This window comes from Pseudomonas sp. SMSB3, assembly GCF_052041965.1.
Taxonomy (GTDB): domain Bacteria; phylum Pseudomonadota; class Gammaproteobacteria; order Pseudomonadales; family Pseudomonadaceae; genus Aquipseudomonas.
Window position 1 is genome coordinate 636106 of the sequence record NZ_JBKGGV010000001.1, and the last position, 23210, is coordinate 659315.

Sequence of the window (23210 nt, forward strand, 5' to 3'; positions counted from 1 at the left end):
AATTGCGACATGGGCGAGAGCTACGGCAGCTGGCGCATGGGCCTGGATGCCGAGGTAATGCCCTACATCGATTGCGCCAACATCGCCTGTGGCTATCACGCCGGCGACCCGAGCATCATGCGTCGCACGGTGGCCCTGGCGCTGGAGCACGGCGTGACCATCGGCGCGCACCCCGCCTACCCGGACCTGGTCGGTTTCGGGCGTCGCGCCATGGCCTGCAGCGCCGACGAAATTCGCGACCTGCTGCATTACCAGATTGGCGCCCTGGATGGCATCAGCAAGGTGCTGGGCGCCCAAGTGGCCTATGTGAAGCCCCATGGCGCGCTGTACAACGACATGATGGCTGACCCGTTGAAACTGCGCACCGTGCTCGAGGCCGTCGCCAGCTACGGCAGCGGTCTGCCACTGATGCTGATGGCCACTGCCGACGACAGCGCCGCCCAAGCGCTAGGCGATGAGATCGGGGTGCCGCTGTGGTTCGAGGCCTTCGCCGATCGCGCCTATACCGCCAGCGGTCATCTGCTCTCGCGGCGCCTGCCCGGCGCGGTGCACCATGACTCGGCCCTGGTGGTAGCGCAGGCGCTGCGCCTGGCCCGCGGGGAAGCACTGGTGGCAGTCGAAGGCAGTGCGCTGAACCTTTCCGCCAGCACCCTCTGCGTGCACGGCGACAACGACAGCTCGGTGGCGGCCGTGCGGCAGATCCGTCAAGCCCTCGATGCGCTGGAAAGCTGATGGACATGCGTATCGAAGTCGTCGCCATCGACAGCCTGATGGTGCGCTTGTTCGACCGTATCGATGAAGCCAACATGCCTTGGATCCTCGCGGCGAACCAGCGCTTGCGTGCCGCGTTCGGCGCTCATCTGATCGACCTGGTGCCTTCCTACACCACGCTGATGCTGCAGTCTGACCTTGCGCCAAGCCAAGCCAGGGCGTTGATCGGCGCAGCGCTGCAACACCTGCAGCCCGACGCCAGCAGCAGCGGGCGTCGTCACGAAATCCCGGTGTGGTATGACCCAAGCGTGGGGCCAGAACTACCCTTGCTGGCAGCTCGCAGCGGGTTGGACATGGCGCAGGTGGTGCGCCTGCACACTGAACGCGAATACCCGGTGTTCGCCCTGGGCTTCGCGCCCGGGTTTGGCTTCATGGGGCTGGTCGACGAACGCCTGGCCAGCCCGCGCCTGAGCACCCCGCGCAAGCGCGTGGCGGCCGGCAGCGTGGGCATCGCTGAACGGCAGACGGCCGCTTATCCAGCGGCGTCGCCGGGGGGCTGGAACCTGATCGGGCGAACGCCTGCGCGTTTGTTCGACCGCGCCCGCGAGAACTATAGTTTGCTGCAGCCAGGCGATCGGGTGCGGTTCGTGGCTGTGTCGCGTGACGAATTCGTGGCGTTGGGTGGGGATGTGGAGGCCCAGGCATGAAGCGATTGCAGGTCGAGGCCAGCACCGCGCTGTGCCAATTGCAGGATGCCGGGCGATTCGGTGTGCGGCACCTGGGGGTTACCCAAGGCGGCGCCCTGGATTGGGTCGCCATGCAGTGGGCCAACTGGCTGCTTGGCAATGCGTTGACGGTGCCGGTGATCGAAGTGGCACTGGGTGGTTTCGCGTTGCTGGCCGAGGATGATTGCGTGCTGGCACTGGCAGGCGCCGATCTGCAGGCGCATGTCGACGACCAGCCCGTGCGACCTTGGCGCAGTTTCAGGGTCAGCGCCGGTCAGCGCCTGACCTTGAAGCAGCCCAGCCAAAGCGTGCGTGCCTACCTGGCCGCCCCCGGGGGTTGGCTGGCCGAATCAGTGCTGGGCAGTTGTGCGACGGTGATGCGCGAAGCCTTGGGCGGTGTCGATGGTCAGGGTACAGCGTTAGGCAAGGGCCAGCGGCTTGGCTTCGTGGGTGGTACACCTGCGCTGCGCGAAGTCCCGGCGGCCCTGCGCCCAAGCTGTGAGGCCAAGCCGGTGCTCGACCTGGTGATGGGCGCACAGCTTGGTGATTTCAGCGGGCTCAGCGTGTTCGACGTGTTCAATCGTGACTGGACCTTGGACAGCCGAGCCGACCGCATGGGCATTCGCCTGTTGGGCCCTGAGCTGGTTTACCAAGGCACACCCATGATTTCCGAAGGCATTGCGCTGGGCGCGGTGCAGGTGCCTCCCGACGGGCAGCCCATCGTGCTGCTCAACGATCGACAGACCATCGGCGGGTATCCGCGGCTGGGGGCATTGGCGCCGTTGGCGCTGGCACAGCTGGCGCAGTGCATGCCGGGTTCGAAGGTCCGCTTCAGGCCGGTGGTACAAGAGCAAGCCTGGCAACAGCACCAGGCCTACTTGGAGCGTTGGCGTTGAAGGCGCCGAGCGCCTGACGGGCTACTGAGCAGCGTTGCACCCGGCAGCGTCACTTGGACAGATAGCGCATCCCTTCTTCCAGGCCTTGCAGGGTCAGCGGATACATCCTGTCCTCGATCAGGTCGCGCACCAGGTGGGTCGAGGCGGTGTATTCCCAGGCGTGCTTGGGATACGGGTTGATCCAGATGATTTTCTTGAATTTCTCCATGAAGCGCTGCATCCACACATACCCGGCTTCTTCGTTCCAGTGCTCGACGCTACCGCCTGGCTGAGTGATCTCATAGGGCGCCATGGCCGCGTCGCCGACGAAGATCACTTTGTAGTCGTCCCCGTACTTGTGCAGCAGATCGAACGTGGAAAACCGCTCTGAGGTACGACGCAGGTTGTTCTTCCACACTGACTCGTACACGAAGTTGTGGAAGTAGTAGTACTCCAGGTGCTTGAACTCGGTCTTGCAGGCCGAAAACAGTTCCTCGCAGACCTTGATATGCGCGTCCATGGAGCCGCCAATGTCGAACAGCAACAGCAGTTTGACGGTGTTGCGCCGCTCAGGGCGCATCTGGATGTTCAGCAGGCCGGCGTCACGCGCGGTGTGATCGATGGTGCCATCGATATCCAGTTCCTCGGCGGCGCCTTCGCGGGCGAACTTGCGCAGACGACGCAGCGCCAGCTTGATGTTGCGCGTGCCCAGCTCGACCTGGTCATCGAGGTTCTTGTATTCCCGCTGATCCCAGACCTTGACCGCCTTGCCCTGACGCTTGCCAGCCTCGCCAACGCGAATACCCTCTGGGTTGAAACCGCCCGAGCCGAACGGGCTGGTGCCGCCGGTACCGATCCATTTATTACCGCCGGCGTGGCGCTCTTTCTGCTCTTCGAGGCGCTGCTTGAATGCCTCGATCAGCTTGTCCAGGCCACCCAGAGACTGGATCTGCGCGCGTTCCTCATCGCTCAGCGAGCGCTCGAATTCCTTGCGCAGCCAGTCTTCCGGGATCATCGCCTCAATCTGCTGATCAAGGTTTTCCAGGCCCTTGAAGTAGGCGGCGAAGGCGCGGTCGAACTTGTCGAAATGGCGTTCGTCCTTGACCAGGATGGCCCGGGCCAGGTAATAGAACGCGTCCATGTCGGCGAACACCACGCCCTTTTGCAGGGCATGGTGCAGGTCGAGCAGCTCGCGCACCGACACCGGCACCTTGGCCGCGCGCATTTCGTTGAACAGGTTAAGCAGCATCGCCCGCCTCCTGTCAGCGGTTAGCGCGCCGGCTCATGAAGGCCAGGCGCTCGAGCAACTGCACATCCTGCTCGTTCTTGACCAGGGCGCCTGCCAGCGGCGGTATGGCCTTGGTCGGGTCGCGTTCACGCAGTACCGCCTCGCCGATGTTGTCAGCCATCAGCAATTTCAGCCAGTCGACCAGCTCGGACGTGGACGGCTTCTTCTTCAGGCCCGGTACCTTGCGCACGTCGAAGAACACGTCCAATGCCTCGCTCACCAGGCTCTGGCTGATAGTGGGGTAGTGCACATCGACGATCTGCTGCAGGGTGTTGCGGTCTGGGAAAGCGATGTAGTGGAAAAAGCAGCGGCGCAGGAAAGCGTCGGGCAGTTCCTTCTCGTTGTTCGAGGTGATGATGATGATCGGGCGCTGCTTGGCCTTGATGGTTTCATCGATTTCGTAAACGTAGAACTCCATCTTGTCGAGTTCCTGCAACAGGTCGTTGGGGAACTCGATATCGGCCTTGTCGATTTCGTCGATCAGCAGAATGACACGCTCCTGCGCCTCGAAAGCCTCCCACAACTTGCCTTTCTTCAGGTAGTTGCGCACGTCGTGAACCTTGTCCACGCCCAGCTGCGAATCGCGCAGGCGGCTTACGGCGTCATACTCGTAGAGACCCTGGTGGGCTTTGGTGGTGGATTTGATGTGCCAGGTGATCAGGCGTGCGCCGAACGAGGCGGCGAGCTGCTCGGCCAGCATGGTCTTGCCAGTGCCAGGCTCACCCTTGACCAGCAACGGACGTTCGAGGGTGATGGCCGCGTTGACCGCCAGTTTCAGGTCGTCTGTGGCGACGTAGTCGCGGGTGCCTTCGAACTTCATGACGCATTCCTCTGCAGGCCTGCCTGGGTCACAGGTCCCGGCCTGCAGGTGCAGGCAGCTCAAGGACCGACGCAAGCGACAGTTGATTGATGTGCACCGGACTATAACGCGCGGCTTCGGCGCTGAAAACGCAGACCGGGTATTCAGTCCCTGAATGGCCCGTCACGTTCATTCAGTCGGAATCAGGCGCCGGCTGCTCGTAGCGTGCGCTGAAGGCCTGCACGAAGCCATTGCGCAGGATCTGCAGAAACGCCTCGAAGCCGCTGATGTTCTGCTGATGGACGCTGCCACTGAGTTCGACACGGGTTGCGAACTGGTTTTTCGGCTGGTTCTTGAGCACGGTTTCTGTAGCACCGACCACCGCTTCCCAGATTGAGCGGAACAAGCCCTTGTCTTTGTTTTCGACGTCCTGCTGCCAATCGAACACATCGACATCGCGCAGCAAAGGTTTGATGTAGCCATGCAATCGACCATTTTCGGCCTGGGCTTCGATCACCACGTCGCCGTGGCCTGCATTGAAGTCGAACTTGCCGTAGGCACTGGCGAAATCATTGAGTCTGCGCAACTCGATGCCGGTAGCGCGCAAGCGGAATTCAAAATCGTCGAAGTCACTGAAGGGGTCGAAGGTAGCACGACTTTCGACCTTGGCATCCCCGGCAATCAGCGCGGTGCCGTCGAAACTGGCATCGCGCCGGCCTTGCTGATCGCGCACGTTGGTCAAGTTGCGGATGTCGGCGGTCAATTGCGTGGCCTTGAGGTTGACCGGCGGCTTGGAATTGAAGTTGCGAAAGGTCAGCGTGCCGTTTTCGATGTGCAACTCGTTGAGGGTGATGGGCAGCAGTTTGTCCAGCTGCTGGCGCCAGTCGGTGCCTTGGCCGGTCTGCGAGGCCTGTTTGCTGCCACCATCGACAAAGTTGAGTTCGGGTCGATCGAACACCACCTTGGCCACCACGGCGCGATCATGGATCAAGGCATACCAACTGACCGACAGGTCGATCAATGGCGCATCGAGCAGCGGCACTGGCACTTTGCCGGTAGTCTTGACGATTTTCAGGCCATGTATCTGATAGGCACCGCGCCACCAGGCGAGATCCACGTCGGTCACCTGGCCACGGTATTCGCCCATGTCGGCCAGTTTTTCATTCAGGTAATTGCGCACCAGATGCGGCAAGGCCAGGTGCAGCGCCACTATCAGCAGCACCAGGGTGGCCAGGGCAATCAGCGGCCGGCGATATCGCGCTTTCATCGCAAGGCTCTCCAGGGTCGATTGTGGGTTGACCACGGGCCGCGGCCTGCGGTTCGAATGCTTTACTGGCCAGCGAGGCGGGCTTACCCTTGGGGTCTTTCCTGTTGTTTTTCATGTTCAAGGACCCTGCCATGAGCCGTATCTTTGCAGACAACGCCCACTCCATCGGCAACACGCCGCTGGTGCAGATCAATCGCATCGCGCCACGCGGGGTGACGATTCTGGCCAAGATCGAAGGCCGCAATCCAGGCTATTCGGTCAAGTGCCGGATCGGCGCGAACATGGTCTGGGACGCCGAAAGCAGCGGCAAGCTCAAGCCGGGCATGACCATCGTCGAGCCGACCTCGGGCAACACCGGCATCGGCCTGGCCTTCGTCGCCGCTGCCCGTGGCTACAAGCTGATGCTGACCATGCCAGCTTCGATGAGCCTGGAGCGGCGCAAGGTCCTCAAGGCGCTGGGCGCCGAGCTGGTGCTCACCGACCCTGCCAAGGGCATGAAGGGGGCTATCGAAAAGGCCAACGAAATCGTGGCTGCCGCGCCGGAGCAGTACTTCCTGCCGGGCCAGTTCGAGAACCCGGCCAACCCTGCCATCCACGAAAAGACCACTGGCCCGGAAATCTGGAATGACACCGACGGTGCGGTCGATGTGCTGGTCGCTGGCGTCGGTACCGGCGGCACCATCACGGGTGTGTCGCGCTACATCAAGCATACCCAGGGCAAGTCGATCATTTCCGTGGCAGTGGAGCCGCTGGCATCGCCGCTGATCAGCCAGACCCTGGCGGGCCACGAACTGCAACCCAGCCCGCACAAGATCCAGGGCATCGGCGCAGGCTTCGTGCCGAAAAACCTCGATCTGTCGATCATCGACCAGGTCGAGACCGTCACCGACGAAGAATCGAAGGCGATGGCCATTCGCTTGATGCAGGAGGAGGGCATCCTCTGCGGTATCTCATGCGGTGCAGCGATGGCAGCGGCGGTGCGCTTGGCGGAAAAGCCTGAAATGCAAGGCAAGACCATCGTCGTCATCCTGCCCGACTCGGGCGAACGCTACCTGTCGAGCATGCTCTTCAGCGACTTGTTCAGCGACCTGGAGAACCAGCCCTGAAGCGACGAGCTGCCTGGCGGCAAGCCTCAAGCTTCAAGCTTCAAGTAAGAGCAACGGCGTGGCCCATGCGGACGCGCTTTTGCTTTTGCTTGCCGCTAGGCAGCCCGCAGCTTGCGGCTTATGATGGCGGGATGATTTTTTCGGGGCGGGCAGCGCTGGACTGTGCCCCACCTAGGAGTGTTGCATGACCTTTTCCTTTCTCGCCAAGGCGGGTGTCCTGCTGGTATTTTTCCTCAGCGTGCTCTATGTGCACCTGCGCGGTAAGGCGCGGTTGCCGGTGTTGCGTCAGTTCGTCAATCATTCGGCGCTGTTCGCACCTTATAACAGCCTGATGTACCTGTTCTCCGCGGTGCCGTCCAAGCCTTACCTGGACCGCCAGCGCTTTCCGGAACTCGACGTGCTCAAGGACAACTGGCAGGTGATTCGTGAAGAGGCGATGCGCCTGTTCGATGAGGGGTATATCCGCGCCGCCGAAAAGGACAACGACGCAGGCTTCGGTTCATTCTTCAAGAAAGGTTGGAAACGCTTTTACCTGAAGTGGTACGACAAGCCGCTGCCGTCGGCCGAGGCACTGTGCCCCAGGACCGTCGAGCTGGTCAGCCGCATTCCCAACGTCAAGGGCGCGATGTTTGCGTTGCTGCCTGGCGGTAGCCACCTGAATCCGCACCGCGACCCGTTCGCCGGCTCGCTGCGCTATCACCTGGGCCTGTCGACGCCCAACTCCGACGCCTGCCGCATCTATGTCGATGGGCAGGAGTATGCCTGGCGCGACGGTGAAGACGTGATGTTCGACGAGACCTATGTGCATTGGGTCAAGAACGAAACCGACGTGACCCGGGTAATCCTGTTCTGCGATATCGAACGCCCGTTGAGCAGCCGCTTGATGACCCGCCTGAACCGCAGTGTCAGCGCCTTCCTCGGCCGCGCCACGGCGCCGCAGAACACCGACGACGAACGCGTGGGCGGAATCAACCAGGCGTACGCCTGGAGCAAGCGCTTCAGCAACAAGATCAGCACTCACGTCAAACAGTTCAAGCGTGCCAATCCCAAGGCCTACCGTGTTCTGCGGCCGGTCCTGGCGGTCGTGGTGGCCTATCTGCTGGTGCGCTGGCTGTTCTGATTTTTCTACGCAAAACGCCTAGCGCAGCTCCGCGGGGATTGGGTGGCGCAGTACACCCTCCTCGAACTCCAATGTTCCCGCCTCGCGTTGGGTCAGCAGGTAGTAGATCAAGGTGTCGGCCGACCGCTCGGCTGGCACTGCGACGGCCAGCAACCTGATGGCTTTCTCCAGCTCGCAGATGCAACCGAATTCGACCAGCGCAGCCTGGACCTGCTCGACCGTCTCCGGCGGCTTGACCAGCACGCGAAACACCGATGCCCCCGCGCTGGCTTGCAGCGTGGCGAACCAAGCCTGCTCGCCCTCGTGGCTAACGCTCACCCGATCGCCTGGGGCAATGCCGTAGACGTGAAAGGGGATACTGTCGACGCGATATTCATCACCCTGTACCGAGTGCGCCCAGAGCCCTTCGACCGAAGCGGGCGGATAGCCGCTGGCATCCTGGGCCAGACGGAACAGGATCTTTCTGAACGAGCCGCTCACCCCTGGCGCCTCACCGCCGCGCTGGCCGCAGCACCAGCCACAGCGCCAGGCCGATCAACACCCCGCCATACAAGTGCGCCAGCGATAGCGGTTCATCCAGCAGCCAGGCGCCCCACAGCACGCCGAACACCGGGATCATGAAGGTCACGGTGCTGGCCTTGATCGGGCCAATCTCGGCCAGCAAACGGAAATAGAGGATGTAGGCGAAGGCTGTGCACAGCAGGCCCAGGCCCAGCAACGACAGCCACACCTGCCAACCACCCCAGCTGACCGGTGGCTGGGTCAGCGCGCTCCAGGCAAACAGCGGGCTGGTCATCAGGGTCGCGCCGAGCATGCTGCCCAACGCCGACAGGCGACTGTCCAGGCCGCTGATCCAGCGCCTTGCCAGGTAGCCGGCGAAGCCGTAGCAGGTGGTCGCCGCCAGGCACGCCAGCGCGCCCTGCACCAGCGCCCGGTCCAGCGCCACGGGGCCTGCGCCGCTCAAGATTCCGACACCCAACAGTCCGAGGAATATACCGGCCAGCTTGGGCAGGGTCATCGGCTCGCGGAAGAACAGCGCGCCGATCAGCACGCCCATTAGCGGGGTCGTGGCATTGAAGATCGCCGAATAGCCAGCGGGCAACAACTGCGCGGCCACCGAATAGAAGGTCGCCGGAATTCCCGAGTTGATCATCCCAAGCACCAGGCAGGCGCCGAGCTTGCCTTGAAAGTCCCAGCGCACACCGCTGGCAGCCAGGATGGCAATCAACCCCAGGCAGGCGATCGAGACCCGAAAGAACGCGGTCGGCACGGTGCCCAACTCTGGCGCGATGATGCGCATGAACAGAAAGCTCGCACCCCAGACAGCAGCAAGGGTCAGCAGGCGGGCAAAAGCGATGGGGCTCACAACGGTCTCCGGGAACAGGGCAGGGCGCGAGTGTACGTGAGTGGTCTGGGCGATTCTTGTGCTTTCTTGCGCTGCTAAGCTCAAGGGCTCAATCCGCTGGAGGTGATTTGCATGTCCACGCCTTGGCCCGCAACCGACATAGCCCGGCTGATCCTCGACGGATTCGACCGCTATCGCGAGCTGTTTCGCCAGATCACTCAAGGCGCACGCGAGCGTTTCGAGCAGGCGCGCTGGCACGACAGCCAGCACGCTGCCGCCGCGCGCATCCATCTCTACGAAGCCCAGGTTGGCGAGGTCAACAGCAGACTGCGCCAGGCATTCGCCCGTGAACGCCTGCTCGATGTCGAGCAATGGCCCCAGGTCAAGGCTGCCTATATCGAACTGATCGACCTGCGTCTGGACGATGAACTGGCCGAGACCTGGTACAACTCGCTGTTTTGCAGCTTGTTCAGCCACGATCTGATCAGCGACCGCTGCATGTTCATCCACTCCACCCGGCCCGCCGCCACCGCGCGCGAACGGGCTGCCCAGACCCGTAGCTACACGCTGCAGACCGACCTCCAGGCGCTGCTGCGCGCGATCCTTGCCGACTACCCCTTCGCCACGCCCTATGGCGATCTGCAAGGCGACCTGGCGCGGCTCGAAGCGCAGTTGCGCGAATGCCTGCCCGACTGGGTGTGCAAGGATCCGGCCTTGACCGTGGAGCTGTTCGTGCCGGTGCTGTACCGCAACAAAGGCGCTTACCTGGTCGGCCGTCTGTACACCGTGGATGAACAGTGGCCACTGGTGCTCGCCCTGCTGCATCGAGACGGCCACGGCATCGAAGCGGACGCGGCGATCACCGACGAGGCGCAGGTGTCGATCATCTTTTCCTTCACCCGCTCCTACTTCATGGCGGACGTCCCGGTGCCCGCGCAATTCGTGCACTTTCTCAAGGCCATCCTGCCGAGCAAGCACATCGCCGAGCTATACACCTCGATCGGCTTCTACAAGCAGGGTAAATCGGAGTTCTACCGCGCCTTGATCAATCATCTGGCCAGCAGCGACGACCGCTTCGTCATGGCTGCGGGGGTGCGCGGCATGGTCATGAGCGTGTTTACCCTGCCCGGCTTCACCACGGTGTTCAAGATCATCAAGGACCGTTTCTCGCCGGTGAAAACGGTTGACCGGGCCACGGTGATCGACAAATACCGGCTGGTGAAAAGCGTCGATCGGGTCGGGCGCATGGCCGATACCCAGGAATTCGCCGACTTTCGTTTTCCGCGCGACAGATTCGACCCGCAGTGCCTGGCCGAACTGCTCGACGTAGCGCCCTCCGCCGTAGAGGTACAGGGTGACACGGTGCTGATCCGCCACTGCTGGACCGAACGACGCATGACGCCGCTGAACCTGTACCTGGAGCAGGCCAGCGACGCGCAGGTGCTCGAAGCACTGGACGACTATGGGCTGGCCATCAAGCAATTGGCCGCGGCCAATATCTTTCCCGGAGACATGCTGCTGAAAAACTTCGGCGTGACCCGTCATGGCCGTGTGGTGTTCTATGACTACGACGAGATCTGTTGGCTCACCGAGGTGAACTTCCGAATCATTCCGCCGCCGCGTTACCCTGAAGACGAAATGTCCGGCGAGCCCTGGTATTCGATTGGGCCGCACGATGTCTTCCCCGAGGAGTTTCCGCCCTTCCTGTTCGCCGATAGCGGGCAGCGGCAGTTATTCAGCCGCTTGCATGGCGAGCTGTTCGATGCCAGGTATTGGCAGGGCCTGCAAACCGCAATCGGCGAGGGCAAGGTTATCGATGTCTTCCCCTACCGGCGCAAGGCGCGCTGAGGGCTAGGCTCAGCGCCCACGCGTATCAGCCATTGAGGCACTTGAGCTGGCTGAACTGGCTGCGCACCTTGGCCAGGCGCTGGAGCAGATAGTCACGCTGTGCCGGGGTGCTCGATTGCACCAGGTCGATCAGCAAGCTGCGGGCCTGCTGCTCGGTGTTGTGAAAGGCCGCGCGGTAGGCAGGGGTCCACAGGCTTTCCTTGTGCTGCAACAAGGTCGCCATGCGGCCGTCGAAGTTTGGGTCGTTGCGCTGAGACATTGCCAACAGCAACTGTTGCTGCCAGTGTTGGCGATTGGCGATCCATTCGCGGTTCTGCTCACCCAGCGCTTGCGACCACGCCTGCACCCGTTGGCGTTGCGCCGGGCTAAGCTCGCCGAACCAGCTGCTCAGACGTTTTTCCATGCGTTCGGCGCGCCGCTCGATCTGCTTGGGCAGCGGGGTATCGACGTATTTCTTCTGCCGCTCAGCGATGTCTTCGGCAAAGGCTTCGCGCATTTCCGATACTTGCTGATCATTCATGCCGCGCAGCAGCTCGATGGCCGAGGGCGTGATCGCTGCGGCGACCCGGCCGATCGCTTCACGCGCTTCGACGGTGCGCTGCTGCAGGGCCTGGTCGGTCACCTGGTCCTGGGCGACCATGTCGCGGATGCGGTCGAGCCACTCGAGATAACCCGGCAGTTGGGTTTTGCAGTGCCATGCCAGGTGCTGTTTAAGCCGTTCGTCGAGCAGCGTCTTCTGCTCGCGGTTCATGGCCAGGTAGTCGTCGAGCGACCACGGCACCAGTCGGTCAAGGTTGCGATAGGCCAGGTCCATGCGGCTGCAGGCGTTCAGTGCCAGGGCGCAGGCGATGAGGACGAGCAGCGTTTTGGACAGGCGTGCGAGCATGTGCGGGTCCTTGCAATGGCTGGCCAGTCGGTAGACGCGAGAGGGCGCCCAGCGGTTCCACCCAATCAGCGACCGGGCAGTGCGGTGGCTTCAGGTGTAGAATAGTCGCCTTGTCACGAGGAACATCGGAAATGGCTCTGCTTGGGCGTTACAACAGTTTGCAAATCGTTAAACACGTGGAATTCGGCCTGTACCTGGACGGCGGCGCCGATGGCGAGATTCTGCTGCCGGGGCGATACATCCCAAAGGACGCAGAAACCGAAATCGACGATTGGCTGAACGTGTTCATCTACCTGGACAGCGAAGACCAGCTGATCGCCACCACCGAAAAGCCCAAGCTGCAGGTCGGTGAGTTCGCCAGTCTCAAGGTCAAGGATATCAATGGCGCCGGTATCTTCCTCGACTGGGGCCTGTCCAAGGACTTGCTGATGCCTTATTCCGAAGAAGCGCGGCCGCTGAAGATCGGCGATTACTGCGTGGTGCACGCTTACCTGGACAAACGCACCCGGCGCATCACCGCCACTTCGCGCCTGGACCGCTACCTCGACCTCAGCCCGGCCAACTACCAGGTCGGCCAGCCGGTGCAATTGCTGGTGGCCGGCGAGACACCCATGGGCTTCAAGGCCATCATCAACAACCGCCACTGGGGCTTGATCCACAAGAATGAGGTGTTCAAGTTCCTGCGTTCAGGCATGCACGTCGATGGCTTCATCAAGGAGCTGCGGCACGACGGCAAGATCTCCCTGAGCCTGCAGCCGATCGGCAAGGCCCTGGGTGACGAGCTTCAGGAGCGCATCATGACGCGCCTGGAGGCCGAAGGTGGCGTGCTGGCAGTGAGCGACAAAAGCGCGCCAGAGGTGATCAGCCAGCTGTTCAACGTCAGCAAGGGCAACTTCAAGAAAGCCATTGGTGGCTTGTTCAAGCAGGGCCGCATCGTCATCCATGACGATCGCATCGAGAAAGCCTGATCAGCGCTGCACGAAGGTGGTGAAGTCCAGTTGCTCGCCACCTGGGCGCGTATCGCGCAGCAGTGAGTCGCGGTCCGCGCTCAATGCCAGGCTGATGGTCGAGCGGCGCTTGCCGGGGTTACGCACCTCCATCTGTTCCTGATGGGCGCGCAGAAAGTTGACCGGCACCTTCAAATGCTGCAGCTCGTCACCTTCGGGCGTATGCAGCAGCAGGTTGACCCAGTCGGGCTGGCCTTTGCGCAGCAGCGCCACCGGTACGTCGAACCACCACAGGTTGCGCTTGCGGTCGAGACTGGCGAACAGGGTGTTGGCGCTGGTGAGCACCGGATTGGCCAGCGCCTGATTGCGGCGGGCGATGGCAGCGGGTTTATCGAGTTTCATGCAGGTTCCTGCGGGTTTGACGCTTGATTAGGCGTGCATTGTGCGGGCTTGCACCAAGGCCGGCAACACATGCCGCCGCCCCGCTCGGCAAGCGCAGCGGATTACGGCAGAAAATCCGCTGGAGAGAACCGTTTGGCTTGTTCGAAAAAAATCGATGAAACTCCTGCATCAAGCGGCGGGTCCACCTACTGTCGACACAGTTACGTGTCCCCTTTGCAGGAGATTTGCCATGAGCGGCACCAAAGACAAGATCAAAGGTATGGCCAATGAAGCAGTCGGCAACGTCAAGCAAGGCGTCGGCAAAGTGACCGACAACGACAAGCTGCGTGCCGAAGGCAAAGCCCAGGAAATCAAGGGTGAAGGCCAGCAGGTCAAAGGTGATGTGAAAGACGCTGTGAAGAAGCCATGATCCATGCTCACCCGCACCGGTTGCCGCCAGTGCGGGTGAGTCGATTTCGCTTCAGGCATGGCTGGGATCAGTGCAGCGCCGTCAGGGTCTAGTAGACTTGCTCGTTGTACTCAAGAATCAAGCGGCGAAAGGAGACGCTATGATTTTCCCCGCTCTGCAGGGCCTGCCTCTGCACCGCGTGCTGATACGCACCGTCAAAGAGTTCGTCGACGATGAGATGTCGACCTACGCCTCGGCACTGGCTTACCAGATGCTGTTCTCGTTGTTCCCCTTCCTGTTGTTCCTGATCGCCTTGATCGGTTTCTTGCATCTCCCCGATTTCTTCTCCTGGTTGCGCCTGCAATCGGAGCTGGTATTGCCCCCGCAAGCGCTGGATCTGGTCAACCCGGTGATCGACCAGCTGCAGCAGTCCAAGGGCGGCCTGTTGTCGATTGGTATCGTCATCGCCCTGTGGACGGCGTCGGCGGGCGTGCGCTTGATGATGAGCGCCATGAACGCGGCCTACGACGTCACCGAAGGCCGGCCGGTGTGGAAGCTCTTTCCGTTGTCGATCGTCTATACCATCGGCATTGCCGGCATGCTGTTGGTGTCAGCCGCGCTGATGGTGCTCGGGCCGCAGGTCATGGAATGGATCGCCGCCCAGGTTGGCCTCGAAGAAATGATCGTGGTGGTCTGGACCATCCTGCGCTGGCCGGCGATCATCCTGTTGATGATGGTGGCGGTGGCGCTGATGTACTACGTGATGCCTGACGTCAAACAGAAATTCCGTTTCATCACCCCAGGCTCGGTACTGGCGGTGGTGGTGTGGATCATCGCTTCACTGGGCTTTGCCTATTACGTCAAGACCTTCGCCGACTACAACGCCATGTATGGCAGCATCGGTGCGATCATCGTGCTGCTGCTGTACTTCTACATTTCGGCGGCAGTGCTGCTGCTCGGCGCTGAAATGAACGCGGTGATCGAGCACATGTCGGCCGAAGGCAAGGACCCGGGCGAGAAAGACTTCGAAGATGAACCGGCGAAACAGACCCACACCGTGCTCGGGCATGAGCGTCCGGTCGAGCCGCAGCCCACCGAGCCACAGCCACGATGATCCGCGACATCATCAAAATGGGCGATGAACGCTTGCTGCGCATTGCCCAGGCGGTGCCCGACGCCATGTTCGGTTCTGCCCAGTTGCAGCAGATCATCGACGATATGTTCGAGACCATGCACCACGTGGGCGGGGTGGGGCTTGCAGCTCCACAGGTCGGCATCGATTTGCAGCTGGTGATCTTTGGCTTCGAGCGCAGCGAGCGCTATCCCGACGCCGAGCCGGTGCCCCAGACCATCTTGCTCAACCCCGTGATCACAGCGCTGAACAGCGAAATCGAAGAAGGCTGGGAAGGGTGTCTGTCCGTGCCAGGTTTGCGCGGCGTAGTGCCGCGCTTCAAGCATATCCGCTACGAAGGCGTCGATCCGCAGGGCCAGGCAATCAATCGATTTGCCGATGGTTTCCATGCGCGGGTAGTGCAGCATGAGTGCGACCATTTGATCGGCCGCCTGTACCCATCGCGCATTCAGGACTTCGCCAAGTTCGGTTATACCGACGTGCTGTTCCCGGGGCTTGAAAGCAGCGACGACTGAGCGCGGACCATGGCGAGCAATGGCTTGCTGCGCAGGTAGCGCTGCAGGCGCGATGCCAGGGCTTCAGGCAGGTGCGGGGTGTTGTTGAACCCCAGCCTTTGGTAGTACGCCACAAGCTGCGGCTGGCAGAACAGCCAGGTCGGGCCGTGGTGAGCTGCCAGGGCAGCCTCGACCAGCTGCGCGGCGATACCTCCCCTACGCTGCGCTGGCGCCACGAAAAGCCCAGTCAACCAGTGCCCATCGGCGATCGGCGTCAGGCACAGACCAGCAACGATCTGCGGGCTGCGGGCGACCCAGCACTGCCCATCATTGGCAGGGCGCATGCGTGAGCCGTGTTGCTTGTAGAAGTGCTCGAGCAGTCGCCGCTCCGGGCCTGTGAGAAGGGTGCAGCACAGATTGGTCATGCTCATCATGCCTTGTGAGTCCAAGCGATCATCGTTCATGAGCGGCAGCCGCTGCGCTTTGTCGCAGACTGTTGCAAATTCTGCAAGGGTGAATATCCCACTTCAGGGTTCAACTATTGCCGGTCAAGCGTAGAATTTTAACCATTCCCCTGGCAGTACGATGAAGCGGGATCGGTACTTCGTGTCATCTCTTTGCGGTTGATGACAACTTCTCCGCGCCAGTGACGGCATTAGAAGTCTTGCGATCAGCTCGATAGATTTGAAGGCTATAACACATGAAATCACTACTGATTCTTGCATTGGTCGGTGTGTCCTCGTTCGCGCTCGCCGACGAGGCCAAGTCAGTACCGGGCGCACCTGCGGCCCAGCAGTACGACTACTCCATGAACCTTGACATCAAGCGGGTGATCAACCTGTCGACCATCCCCAATGTGTGTGAAGTGGTTCCGGCCACGATGACCTATGAAGACCATCAGGGCCAGGTGCACACCATTCAATACCGGGCCATGGGCGAAGGCTGTCAACAGGGCTGATGGGCCAGGGCCCTGGCACCGCGTTGAGGCGCTGACAGGGCCCGCACGTTTACCTGCACCCACCAAGGCGATTAGGATCGGTATGTACCCTACCGACAAGGACAATCGTCATGTTCGACCTCGCCGCCCTGCGCGAAGCCGCCGCTTTCGTACACCAGCACGTCCCGCCAACGCCGCAGCGAATCTGGCCACTGCTTGCCCAGAAGGCTGGCTGCGAGGTCTGGGTCAAGCACGAAAACCACAACCCGACCGGCGCCTTCAAGGTCCGTGGAGGGCTGGTCTACGTGCGCTCGCTGCTGGCCGCAGGCAAGCCGCCGCGCGGCCTGGTCACCGCCACCCGCGGCAATCATGGCCAGAGCATGGCGCTCGCTGCCAGCCAGGCCGGCGTGCCACTGGTGATCGTGGTGCCTGAGGGCAACTCCCGAGAAAAGAACGCCGCCATGCGCGCGCTGGGCGCCGAACTGGTCGAGCACGGTGTCGATTTCGACGTCGCCCGCGAAGAGGCCGCGCGCCTGGCGCAGCAGCTGGGCTATGACATGGTGCCGTCGTTTCACCCGGAGCTGGTGCGCGGCGTGGCCACCTATGCGCTGGAGCTGTTCGATGCGGTGGCTGCACTCGATTGCGTGTACGTGCCCATCGGCATGGGATCTGGCATCTGCGGCTTGATTCAGGCGCGCAACCTGTTGGGGCTGGAGACCGAGATCGTCGGCGTCGTTTCCAGCGCTGCCGACGCCTATGCGCAGAGCTTCGAGCAGGGGCGCATCGTTACCACTGCCAGCGCCGACACCTTCGCCGACGGTATGGCGTGCCGGGTGCCGCACCCCGAGGCGTTCGCGGTGGTGCACGAGCACGCCGCTCGCATCGTGCGGGTCAGCGACAGTGAGATCGCCCAGGCCATGCGCCTGTATCACGAAACCACTCACAATACTGCCGAAGGCGCCGGCGCCGCAGCGCTGGCGGCCTTGTTGCAGGAGCGCGAACGCCAGGCTGGCAAGCGCGTGGCGGTGATCCTGAGTGGTGCCAACGTGGACCGCGAGCGCTACGCGCAGGTGCTGGCCGGCGAATGAGCCGGCAACGCCATCAGCTGGCGATGAAGTTCGGTGGTGATACCAGCTCGACCGTCTGCTGCTTGCGTGGCGCAAGGATCTCGGCCTCGCCTTCGACCACCAGTTCGTCGTTCTGGTTGTAGACGTTGGTGGCGATGCGGACTTTGAATTTCGGCAGTTTTTCGAGAATTTCCAGGCGCACGGTCAGGGTGTCACCGATCTTCACCGGCTTCTGGAAGCTCATCTTCTGGCCCAGGTAGATGGTCCCGGGGCCGGGCAGGGTGCAGGCCACCGCAGCGCTGATCAAGGCACCGCTGAACATGCCGTGGGCAATGCGCTCGCGGAACATGCTCTTGGCAGCGAACTCGGCGTCTAGGTGCACTGGGTTATGGTCACCGGACATGGCGGCGAACAGCTGGATGTCGCGTTCTGCGACGGATTTTTCGTAAGTGGCCTTCTGGCCGACTTGCAGAGCTTCATAAGGCGTGTTGCTGACCTGGGTCATCTAGGCTTCCTTGAACGGGCGGCAGGGCGCCCGGTAACGGTTCGATTCGGGTGCCGTACGCGCAGGGCGCCGGCCTGATGGGTGAGACGCCTGCCCAGTGGCGGCCATCACATTGCTCGTCGGACAGTGTATGGGCAGCCGGTGAAATTGCGCCAAGGGCAGAAATAAGATTCACAATGTTAATGGCAGCGCTTGGCGTATAGGCCACCTCGGGCTTACCTGCTAACGTCGGTTCAACGCCTGTTTGCCGTCAGGCAACCAGGACAAGGACTCAGTGCAGGCGCAGGCAGAGGAACAATAATAAATGCAAGCCGACTTCTGGAACGACAAACGCCCCGCGGGCGTGCCTTCCACCATCGATATTCACGCATACGCTTCGGTCGTCGAGGTCTTCGAGCGCTCCTGCAAGCGCTTTGCCGACCGTCCGGCGTTCAGCAACCTTGGCGTCACCCTGACCTACGCCGAACTCGAGCGCCACTCGGCGGCCTTTGCCGCCTGGCTGCAGCAGCACACCGACCTCAAGCCGGGTGATCGCATCGCGGTGCAGATGCCCAATGTGCTGCAGTACCCCATCGCGGTGTTCGGCGCCCTGCGTGCCGGGCTGATCGTGGTCAATACCAACCCGCTGTACACCGAGCGCGAGATGCGCCACCAGTTCAAGGACTCCGGAGCGCGTGCGCTGGTGTACCTGAACATGTTCGGCAAGCGGGTGCAGGAGGTGTTGCCCGACACCGGCATCGAGTACCTGATCGAAGCGAAGATGGGCGACCTGCTGCCCGCGGCAAAGGGCTGGTTGGTCAACACCGTGGTCGACAAGCTCAAGAAGATGGTCCCGGCCTACCATCTACCCCAGGCCCATGCCTTCAAGCACGTGCTGCGCGCAGGTCGCAGCCTCACCGCGCAATCCGTTGCGCTAACGCTGGATGACATCGCAGTGCTGCAGTACACCGGCGGCACCACGGGCCTGGCCAAGGGCGCCATGCTCACCCACGCCAACCTGGTGGCCAACATGCTGCAGGTGCTGGCCTGCTTTTCCCAGCATGGCCCTGATGGCCAGCAACTGATCAAGGAAGGTCAGGAGGTCATGATTGCGCCGCTGCCGCTGTACCACATCTATGCCTTCACCGCGAACTGCATGTGCATGATGGTCACCGGCAATCACAACGTGCTGATCACCAATCCGCGTGACATACCAGGTTTCATCAAAGAGCTGAACAAATGGCGGTTTTCCGCGCTGCTGGGCTTGAACACCCTGTTCGTCGCCCTGATGGACCATCCAGGTTTTCGCCAGCTCGACTTCTCGGCGCTGAAAGTGACCAACTCCGGCGGCACCGCGCTGGTCAAGGCCACCGCCGAACGCTGGGAGCAGTTGACGGGCTGCCGCATCGTCGAGGGCTATGGCCTGACCGAGACGTCCCCGGTCGCCAGCACCAACCCCTACGGCTCACTGGCGCGGCTGGGCACGGTGGGGATCCCGGTGGCGGGTACGGCATTCAAGGTCATCGACGATGACGGCAACGCGCTGCCGCTGGGCGAGCGCGGTGAACTGTGCATCAAGGGGCCGCAGGTCATGAAAGGCTACTGGCAGCAACCTGAAGCCACTGCGCAGGCGCTGGATGCCGAGGGCTGGTTCAAGACGGGCGATATCGCGGTGATCGACCCGGACGGCTTCACCCGAATCGTCGACCGTAAAAAGGACATGATCATCGTCTCGGGCTTCAATGTGTACCCCAACGAGATCGAAGAGGTCGTCATGGCCCATCCCCAGGTCGCCAGCTGCGCCGCCATCGGTGTCCCGGACGAGCGTTCGGGCGAGGCGGTGAAACTGTTCGTGGTCGCCCGCGAAGGCGGGGTGAGTGTGGAGGACCTGAAAACCTACTGCAAAGCCAACTTCACCGGTTACAAGGTGCCCAAGCACATCGTCGTGCGTGAGTCCCTGCCCATGACCCCGGTTGGCAAGATCCTGCGCCGAGAACTGCGCGACATCGCCTGAAGCGCGCCGCAAAGATCCGGCCGCAAGCTGCAGGAATCAGCGGCACAGCCGCTCTAACGTGCAGCTTGCCGCTGGAAACTCGGAACTTTAAGTTAAATACTCTAAATATGACTTAAAGCGTTCATTGAGTCATTATTGTGACCGCAAAGCCCGCTTTAGGCTCTAGGCGACCCCAATCAAAGCTGTTACTCTCGGCCCGCTTTCAGATGATTCGGTTTGCAACGAGCCGGCATCTCATATCAATAATAAACGCATCGACGCGTAAATCGAACTTCGCTGTTGCTGAAGGAGTGGGCTTCCATGATCGAACATTTTTGGAAGGATAAGTACCCAGCCGGGATTACGGCGGAGATCAATCCTGACGAATTCCCCAACATCCAGGCGGTACTCAAGCAATCCTGCCAACGCTTTGCCGACAAACCGGCCTTTAGCAACCTGGGCAAGACCCTGACCTACGGTGAGCTCTATGCGCTTTCCGGTGCGTTCGCCGCATGGCTGCAACAGCACACCGACCTCAAACCCGGTGATCGGATTGCCGTCCAGCTGCCCAACGTCCTGCAGTACCCGGTAGCGGTCTTCGGTGCCATGCGCGCCGGCCTGATCGTGGTCAACACCAACCCGCTGTACACCGTGCGGGAGATGGAGCACCAATTCAACGACTCTGGTGCCAAGGCCTTGGTATGCCTGGCCAACATGGCGCACCTGGCTGAAAAAGTCGTGCCCAAGACCCAGGTCAAGCACGTCATCGTCACCGAGGTGGCCGACCTGCTGCCGCCGCTCAAGCGCCTGTTGATCAACAGCGTGATCAAGTACGTGAAGAAGATGGTCCCGGCCTACCACCTGCCGCAGGCCGTACGCTTCAACGATACCCTGGCCCTGGGCAAGGGCCAGCCGGTCACCGAAGCCAATCCCCAGGCCAACGATGTCGCCGTGCTGCAATATACCGGCGGCACCACCGGCGTGGCCAAGGGCGCCATGCTGACCCACCGTAACCTGGTCGCCAACATGCTGCAGTGCCGCGCCTTGATGGGCTCGAACTTGCAGGAAGGCTGCGAAATCCTCATTACGCCGCTGCCGCTGTACCACATCTACGCTTTTACCTTCCATTGCATGGCGATGATGCTGATTGGCAACCACAACGTGCTGATCAGCAACCCGCGCGATCTGCCGGCGATGGTCAAGGAGCTGGGCAAATGGAAATTCAGTGGCTTCGTCGGCCTCAACACCTTGTTCGTCGCCTTGTGCAATAACGAGGCGTTCCGCGCCCTGGATTTCTCGGCCTTGAAAATCACCCTGTCAGGCGGCATGGCCTTGCAGCTCAGCGTCGCTGAGCGCTGGAAGAGCGTCACCGGCTGCGCGATCTGCGAAGGCTACGGCATGACCGAAACCAGCCCTGTGGCGGCGGTCAACCCGTCGGAAGCCAACCAGGTCGGGACCATCGGCATCCCCGTGCCCTCGACCTTGTGCAAGGTGATCGACGATGCTGGCAACGAGTTGCCGTTGGGCGAGGTGGGCGAGTTGTGCGTCAAAGGCCCACAAGTGATGAAGGGCTACTGGCAACGCGAGGATGCTACCACTGAGATCCTCGACAGCGAAGGCTGGTTGAAGACTGGTGACATTGCGCTGATTCAGGCCGACGGCTACATGCGGATCGTCGATCGCAAGAAGGACATGATTCTGGTTTCCGGCTTCAACGTGTACCCCAACGAGCTGGAGGATGTACTGGCAGGCTTGCCTGGGGTCCTGCAGTGTGCAGCCATCGGCGTACCGGACGAGAAGTCCGGGGAAGTGATCAAGGTGTTCATCGTGGTCAAGCCAGGCATGACCGTGACCAAAGAGCAGGTGATGGAGCATATGCGCGCCAATGTTACTGGCTACAAGGTGCCGCGCTTCATCGAGTTTCGTGATGGCTTGCCGACCACCAACGTCGGCAAGATCCTGCGCCGCGAGCTGCGCGACGAAGAGCTGAAGAAGCAGGGCCTGAAGAAGATCGCCTGATCCACAGGCCTGTACGGTCTGAGTGGGAGCGGCCTCGCCCGGGCGCTCCCACAGCAGCCAATCCGATCAGCGCAGTTTTTCCAGCATCTGGTAGTACCACATTCCCGCAGCCAGCAACGGATTGCCCAGCCAATCCCCCATCGGTACCTGCACATGCTTGCATTGGGCGAAGGTATCGAATTTCTCCAGCGTCCCCGTCAGCGCTTCGGCCATGATTTCGCCCATGATGTGACTGGTGGCGATGCCATGCCCGGAGTAGCCCTGGCAATACCAGACATTGTCCGAGAGCTTGCCCAATTGCGGGATGCGGTTGACCACGATGCCCATGGCGCAGCTCCATTGAAACTCGATCGGCACTCCCTTGAGCGCCGGGAAGGTGCGTTCGATGCATGGACGCAACTCGGCTTCGATATCGCGTGAATCCTTGCCTGAATAGTTGGCGCCGCCGCCGAACAGCAGGCGTTTGTCAGCCGTCAGCCGATAATAGTCGAGCACGAAGCGGCAGTCGTACACCGCCAGGTCCTGCGGGTTGATCTGCGCAGCCAGTTCGCCCAGTGGGGCGGTGGTGACGATACCGCCCATGGCCGGGAATATCTTGCCCTTGAGTTGTTTCTGCTCAAGCTTGTGGTACACATCGCCCGCCAGCATGACCTGACGCGCCTCGACCCGACCGTGGGCGGTGATCACCGCAGGGCGTGGGCCATGGACGATGTCCAGCACCTCGGAGTTCTCGAACAGGCCCGCTCCCAGGGCATGGGCTGCGCGTGCTTCACCCAGGCACAGGTTCAACGGGTGCAGGTGCAGGTTGCGCAGGTTCTTCAAGGCGCCCAGGTACAGCGGGCTCTGCAGGTGTTCGGCAACCCCGTTGCGGTCGAGCAATTGCACCTGCTCGCCCATGCCGCGGCGTTCGGCCTCCGCCTGGAATCCGCGTAGCTCGTTCATGTGCGAGGGTTTCATCGCCGCGTGCAAATGGCCGTGCTTGAGGTCGCAGGCAATGCCATAGCGTTGCACGCGCTGCTCGATGATCTGGTGACCGCGCCAGCGCAACTGCCAGATGAAGTCGTCCACCTCACTGCCCAGGCGGCTGCGCATTTGCCCGCGCATGGCCTCGTCGCCGGACAGGCTGCCGGTCACCTGGCCGCCATTGCGGCCGCTGGCGCCCCAGCCGATGCGGTGGGTTTCGATGAGCGCGACCTTCAGGCCCCGCTCGGCCAGCTCCACCGCCGTGGCGATACCGGTGAAGCCGCCACCGATGATGGCCACGTCAGCCTGTACGGTGCCGCGCAGTTGCGGATAGCTGCTGTGGTCGTTCACGGTGGCGCTGTAGTAGGACGATACGCGCTGGGCCGTGGGGTTTTTCGCTGCTGCGTTCATGGG

General features: G+C 61.8%; 24 protein-coding genes. 14 read left to right on the top strand and 10 right to left on the bottom strand.

Annotated features, from left to right (window positions below; translation table 11 throughout):
- Positions 1-9: 9 nt before the first annotated feature.
- The 3 genes from ACLEJW_RS02985 to ACLEJW_RS02995 are packed head-to-tail and all read left to right on the top strand — an operon-like array spanning position 10 to position 2332.
- Positions 10-732 (top strand): 5-oxoprolinase subunit PxpA, encoded by a 723-nt coding sequence (locus tag ACLEJW_RS02985; protein WP_409520946.1) that lies wholly within the window; start codon positions 10-12, stop codon positions 730-732.
- Positions 732-1418, top strand: a complete 687-nt coding sequence (gene pxpB / locus ACLEJW_RS02990; protein WP_313296903.1) for a 5-oxoprolinase subunit PxpB — start codon at positions 732-734, stop codon at positions 1416-1418. The genes ACLEJW_RS02985 and pxpB overlap by 1 nt, the downstream gene beginning before the upstream one ends.
- Entirely contained in the window at positions 1415-2332 is a 918-nt protein-coding gene (locus tag ACLEJW_RS02995) for a biotin-dependent carboxyltransferase family protein (RefSeq protein ID WP_313296906.1), read from the top strand. The genes pxpB and ACLEJW_RS02995 overlap by 4 nt, the downstream gene beginning before the upstream one ends.
- A gap of 49 nt (positions 2333-2381) precedes the next feature.
- On the opposite strand, the gene ACLEJW_RS03000 is transcribed toward ACLEJW_RS02995, so the two are convergent.
- The 3 genes from ACLEJW_RS03000 to ACLEJW_RS03010 all read right to left on the bottom strand — a co-directional run bounded on the left by ACLEJW_RS03000 (position 2382) and on the right by ACLEJW_RS03010 (position 5665).
- Positions 2382-3560: a vWA domain-containing protein gene (locus ACLEJW_RS03000; protein WP_145186253.1), complete on the bottom strand. Its 1179-nt coding sequence runs from the start codon at positions 3558-3560 to the stop codon at positions 2382-2384.
- 13 nt (positions 3561-3573) lie between these two features.
- Positions 3574-4419 (bottom strand): AAA family ATPase, encoded by an 846-nt coding sequence (locus ACLEJW_RS03005; protein WP_145186256.1) that lies wholly within the window; start codon positions 4417-4419, stop codon positions 3574-3576.
- 172 nt (positions 4420-4591) lie between these two features.
- Positions 4592-5665, bottom strand: coding sequence for a DUF748 domain-containing protein (locus ACLEJW_RS03010; protein WP_313296913.1), 1074 nt, complete (start codon positions 5663-5665; stop codon positions 4592-4594).
- A gap of 131 nt (positions 5666-5796) precedes the next feature.
- Here ACLEJW_RS03010 and cysK point away from each other — a divergent pair, with 131 nt between their 5' ends.
- A complete protein-coding gene (gene cysK / locus ACLEJW_RS03015) occupies positions 5797-6771 on the top strand; it encodes a cysteine synthase A (protein ID WP_145186260.1) in 975 nt (324 codons plus the stop codon).
- A gap of 184 nt (positions 6772-6955) precedes the next feature.
- Positions 6956-7891 carry an aspartyl/asparaginyl beta-hydroxylase domain-containing protein gene (locus ACLEJW_RS03020; RefSeq protein WP_145186263.1) on the top strand — a complete coding sequence of 312 codons (936 nt, stop codon included), beginning with the start codon at positions 6956-6958 and terminating at the stop codon, positions 7889-7891.
- 18 nt (positions 7892-7909) lie between these two features.
- Here the strand turns inward: ACLEJW_RS03020 and ACLEJW_RS03025 are convergent, their stop codons facing one another.
- Positions 7910-8371, bottom strand: a complete 462-nt coding sequence (locus tag ACLEJW_RS03025) for a DUF4265 domain-containing protein (RefSeq protein ID WP_440776954.1) — start codon at positions 8369-8371, stop codon at positions 7910-7912.
- A 10-nt stretch (positions 8372-8381) separates the two neighbouring features.
- Positions 8382-9257 (bottom strand): DMT family transporter, encoded by an 876-nt coding sequence (locus ACLEJW_RS03030; protein WP_313645297.1) that lies wholly within the window; start codon positions 9255-9257, stop codon positions 8382-8384.
- Positions 9258-9368: 111 nt separating this feature from the next.
- Here ACLEJW_RS03030 and aceK point away from each other — a divergent pair, with 111 nt between their 5' ends.
- Positions 9369-11084 (top strand): bifunctional isocitrate dehydrogenase kinase/phosphatase, encoded by a 1716-nt coding sequence (gene aceK / locus ACLEJW_RS03035; RefSeq protein ID WP_440776955.1) that lies wholly within the window; start codon positions 9369-9371, stop codon positions 11082-11084.
- 25 nt (positions 11085-11109) lie between these two features.
- Here aceK and ACLEJW_RS03040 read toward each other — a convergent pair whose 3' ends face one another.
- Positions 11110-11970 (bottom strand): DUF6279 family lipoprotein, encoded by an 861-nt coding sequence (locus tag ACLEJW_RS03040; protein ID WP_440776956.1) that lies wholly within the window; start codon positions 11968-11970, stop codon positions 11110-11112.
- 131 nt (positions 11971-12101) lie between these two features.
- Here ACLEJW_RS03040 and ACLEJW_RS03045 point away from each other — a divergent pair, with 131 nt between their 5' ends.
- Positions 12102-12938 carry a CvfB family protein gene (locus ACLEJW_RS03045; protein WP_440776957.1) on the top strand — a complete coding sequence of 279 codons (837 nt, stop codon included), beginning with the start codon at positions 12102-12104 and terminating at the stop codon, positions 12936-12938.
- Here the strand turns inward: ACLEJW_RS03045 and ACLEJW_RS03050 are convergent, their stop codons facing one another.
- Positions 12939-13319 carry a hypothetical protein gene (locus tag ACLEJW_RS03050; RefSeq protein WP_313296935.1) on the bottom strand — a complete coding sequence of 127 codons (381 nt, stop codon included), beginning with the start codon at positions 13317-13319 and terminating at the stop codon, positions 12939-12941.
- 229 nt (positions 13320-13548) lie between these two features.
- Between ACLEJW_RS03050 and ACLEJW_RS03055 the strand changes: the two genes are divergently transcribed.
- The 3 genes from ACLEJW_RS03055 to def all read left to right on the top strand — a co-directional run bounded on the left by ACLEJW_RS03055 (position 13549) and on the right by def (position 15354).
- The gene (locus ACLEJW_RS03055; RefSeq protein ID WP_145186283.1) at positions 13549-13728 is read left to right on the top strand and encodes a CsbD family protein; all 180 of its coding nucleotides are present in this window, start codon (positions 13549-13551) and stop codon (positions 13726-13728) included.
- Between the two features lie 139 nt (positions 13729-13867).
- Complete coding sequence (locus ACLEJW_RS03060; protein ID WP_145186286.1) at positions 13868-14821, top strand: YihY/virulence factor BrkB family protein; 954 nt, start codon at positions 13868-13870, stop codon at positions 14819-14821.
- On the top strand, positions 14818-15354 hold the full coding sequence (def, locus tag ACLEJW_RS03065) for a peptide deformylase (protein ID WP_145186288.1): 537 nt from the start codon (positions 14818-14820) through the stop codon (positions 15352-15354). The genes ACLEJW_RS03060 and def overlap by 4 nt, the downstream gene beginning before the upstream one ends.
- Here def and ACLEJW_RS03070 read toward each other — a convergent pair.
- On the bottom strand, positions 15309-15758 hold the full coding sequence (locus ACLEJW_RS03070; RefSeq protein ID WP_440776974.1) for a GNAT family N-acetyltransferase: 450 nt from the start codon (positions 15756-15758) through the stop codon (positions 15309-15311). The two genes, def and ACLEJW_RS03070, sit on opposite strands and share 46 nt — an antisense overlap.
- 275 nt (positions 15759-16033) lie before the next feature.
- On the opposite strand from ACLEJW_RS03070, the gene ACLEJW_RS03075 reads away from it, so the two are divergent.
- Together ACLEJW_RS03075 and ACLEJW_RS03080 are read left to right on the top strand one after the other, a co-directional pair.
- A complete protein-coding gene (locus tag ACLEJW_RS03075) occupies positions 16034-16291 on the top strand; it encodes a DUF2790 domain-containing protein (protein WP_145186294.1) in 258 nt (85 codons plus the stop codon).
- A 110-nt stretch (positions 16292-16401) separates the two neighbouring features.
- Complete coding sequence (locus ACLEJW_RS03080; RefSeq protein ID WP_145186297.1) at positions 16402-17358, top strand: threonine dehydratase; 957 nt, start codon at positions 16402-16404, stop codon at positions 17356-17358.
- A gap of 13 nt (positions 17359-17371) precedes the next feature.
- Here ACLEJW_RS03080 and ACLEJW_RS03085 read toward each other — a convergent pair whose 3' ends face one another.
- On the bottom strand, positions 17372-17842 hold the full coding sequence (locus tag ACLEJW_RS03085) for a MaoC family dehydratase (protein ID WP_145186300.1): 471 nt from the start codon (positions 17840-17842) through the stop codon (positions 17372-17374).
- Between the two features lie 304 nt (positions 17843-18146).
- Between ACLEJW_RS03085 and fadD2 the strand changes: the two genes are divergently transcribed.
- Both fadD2 and fadD1 read left to right on the top strand, forming a co-directional pair.
- Positions 18147-19835 (top strand): long-chain-fatty-acid--CoA ligase FadD2, encoded by a 1689-nt coding sequence (gene fadD2 / locus ACLEJW_RS03090; RefSeq protein ID WP_313455766.1) that lies wholly within the window; start codon positions 18147-18149, stop codon positions 19833-19835.
- Positions 19836-20135: 300 nt separating this feature from the next.
- Positions 20136-21833: a long-chain-fatty-acid--CoA ligase FadD1 gene (fadD1, locus tag ACLEJW_RS03095; RefSeq protein ID WP_145186306.1), complete on the top strand. Its 1698-nt coding sequence runs from the start codon at positions 20136-20138 to the stop codon at positions 21831-21833.
- Positions 21834-21899: 66 nt separating this feature from the next.
- On the opposite strand, the gene ACLEJW_RS03100 is transcribed toward fadD1, so the two are convergent.
- A complete protein-coding gene (locus ACLEJW_RS03100) occupies positions 21900-23207 on the bottom strand; it encodes an NAD(P)/FAD-dependent oxidoreductase (protein WP_313296952.1) in 1308 nt (435 codons plus the stop codon).
- Between the last annotated feature and the right edge of the window lie 3 nt (positions 23208-23210).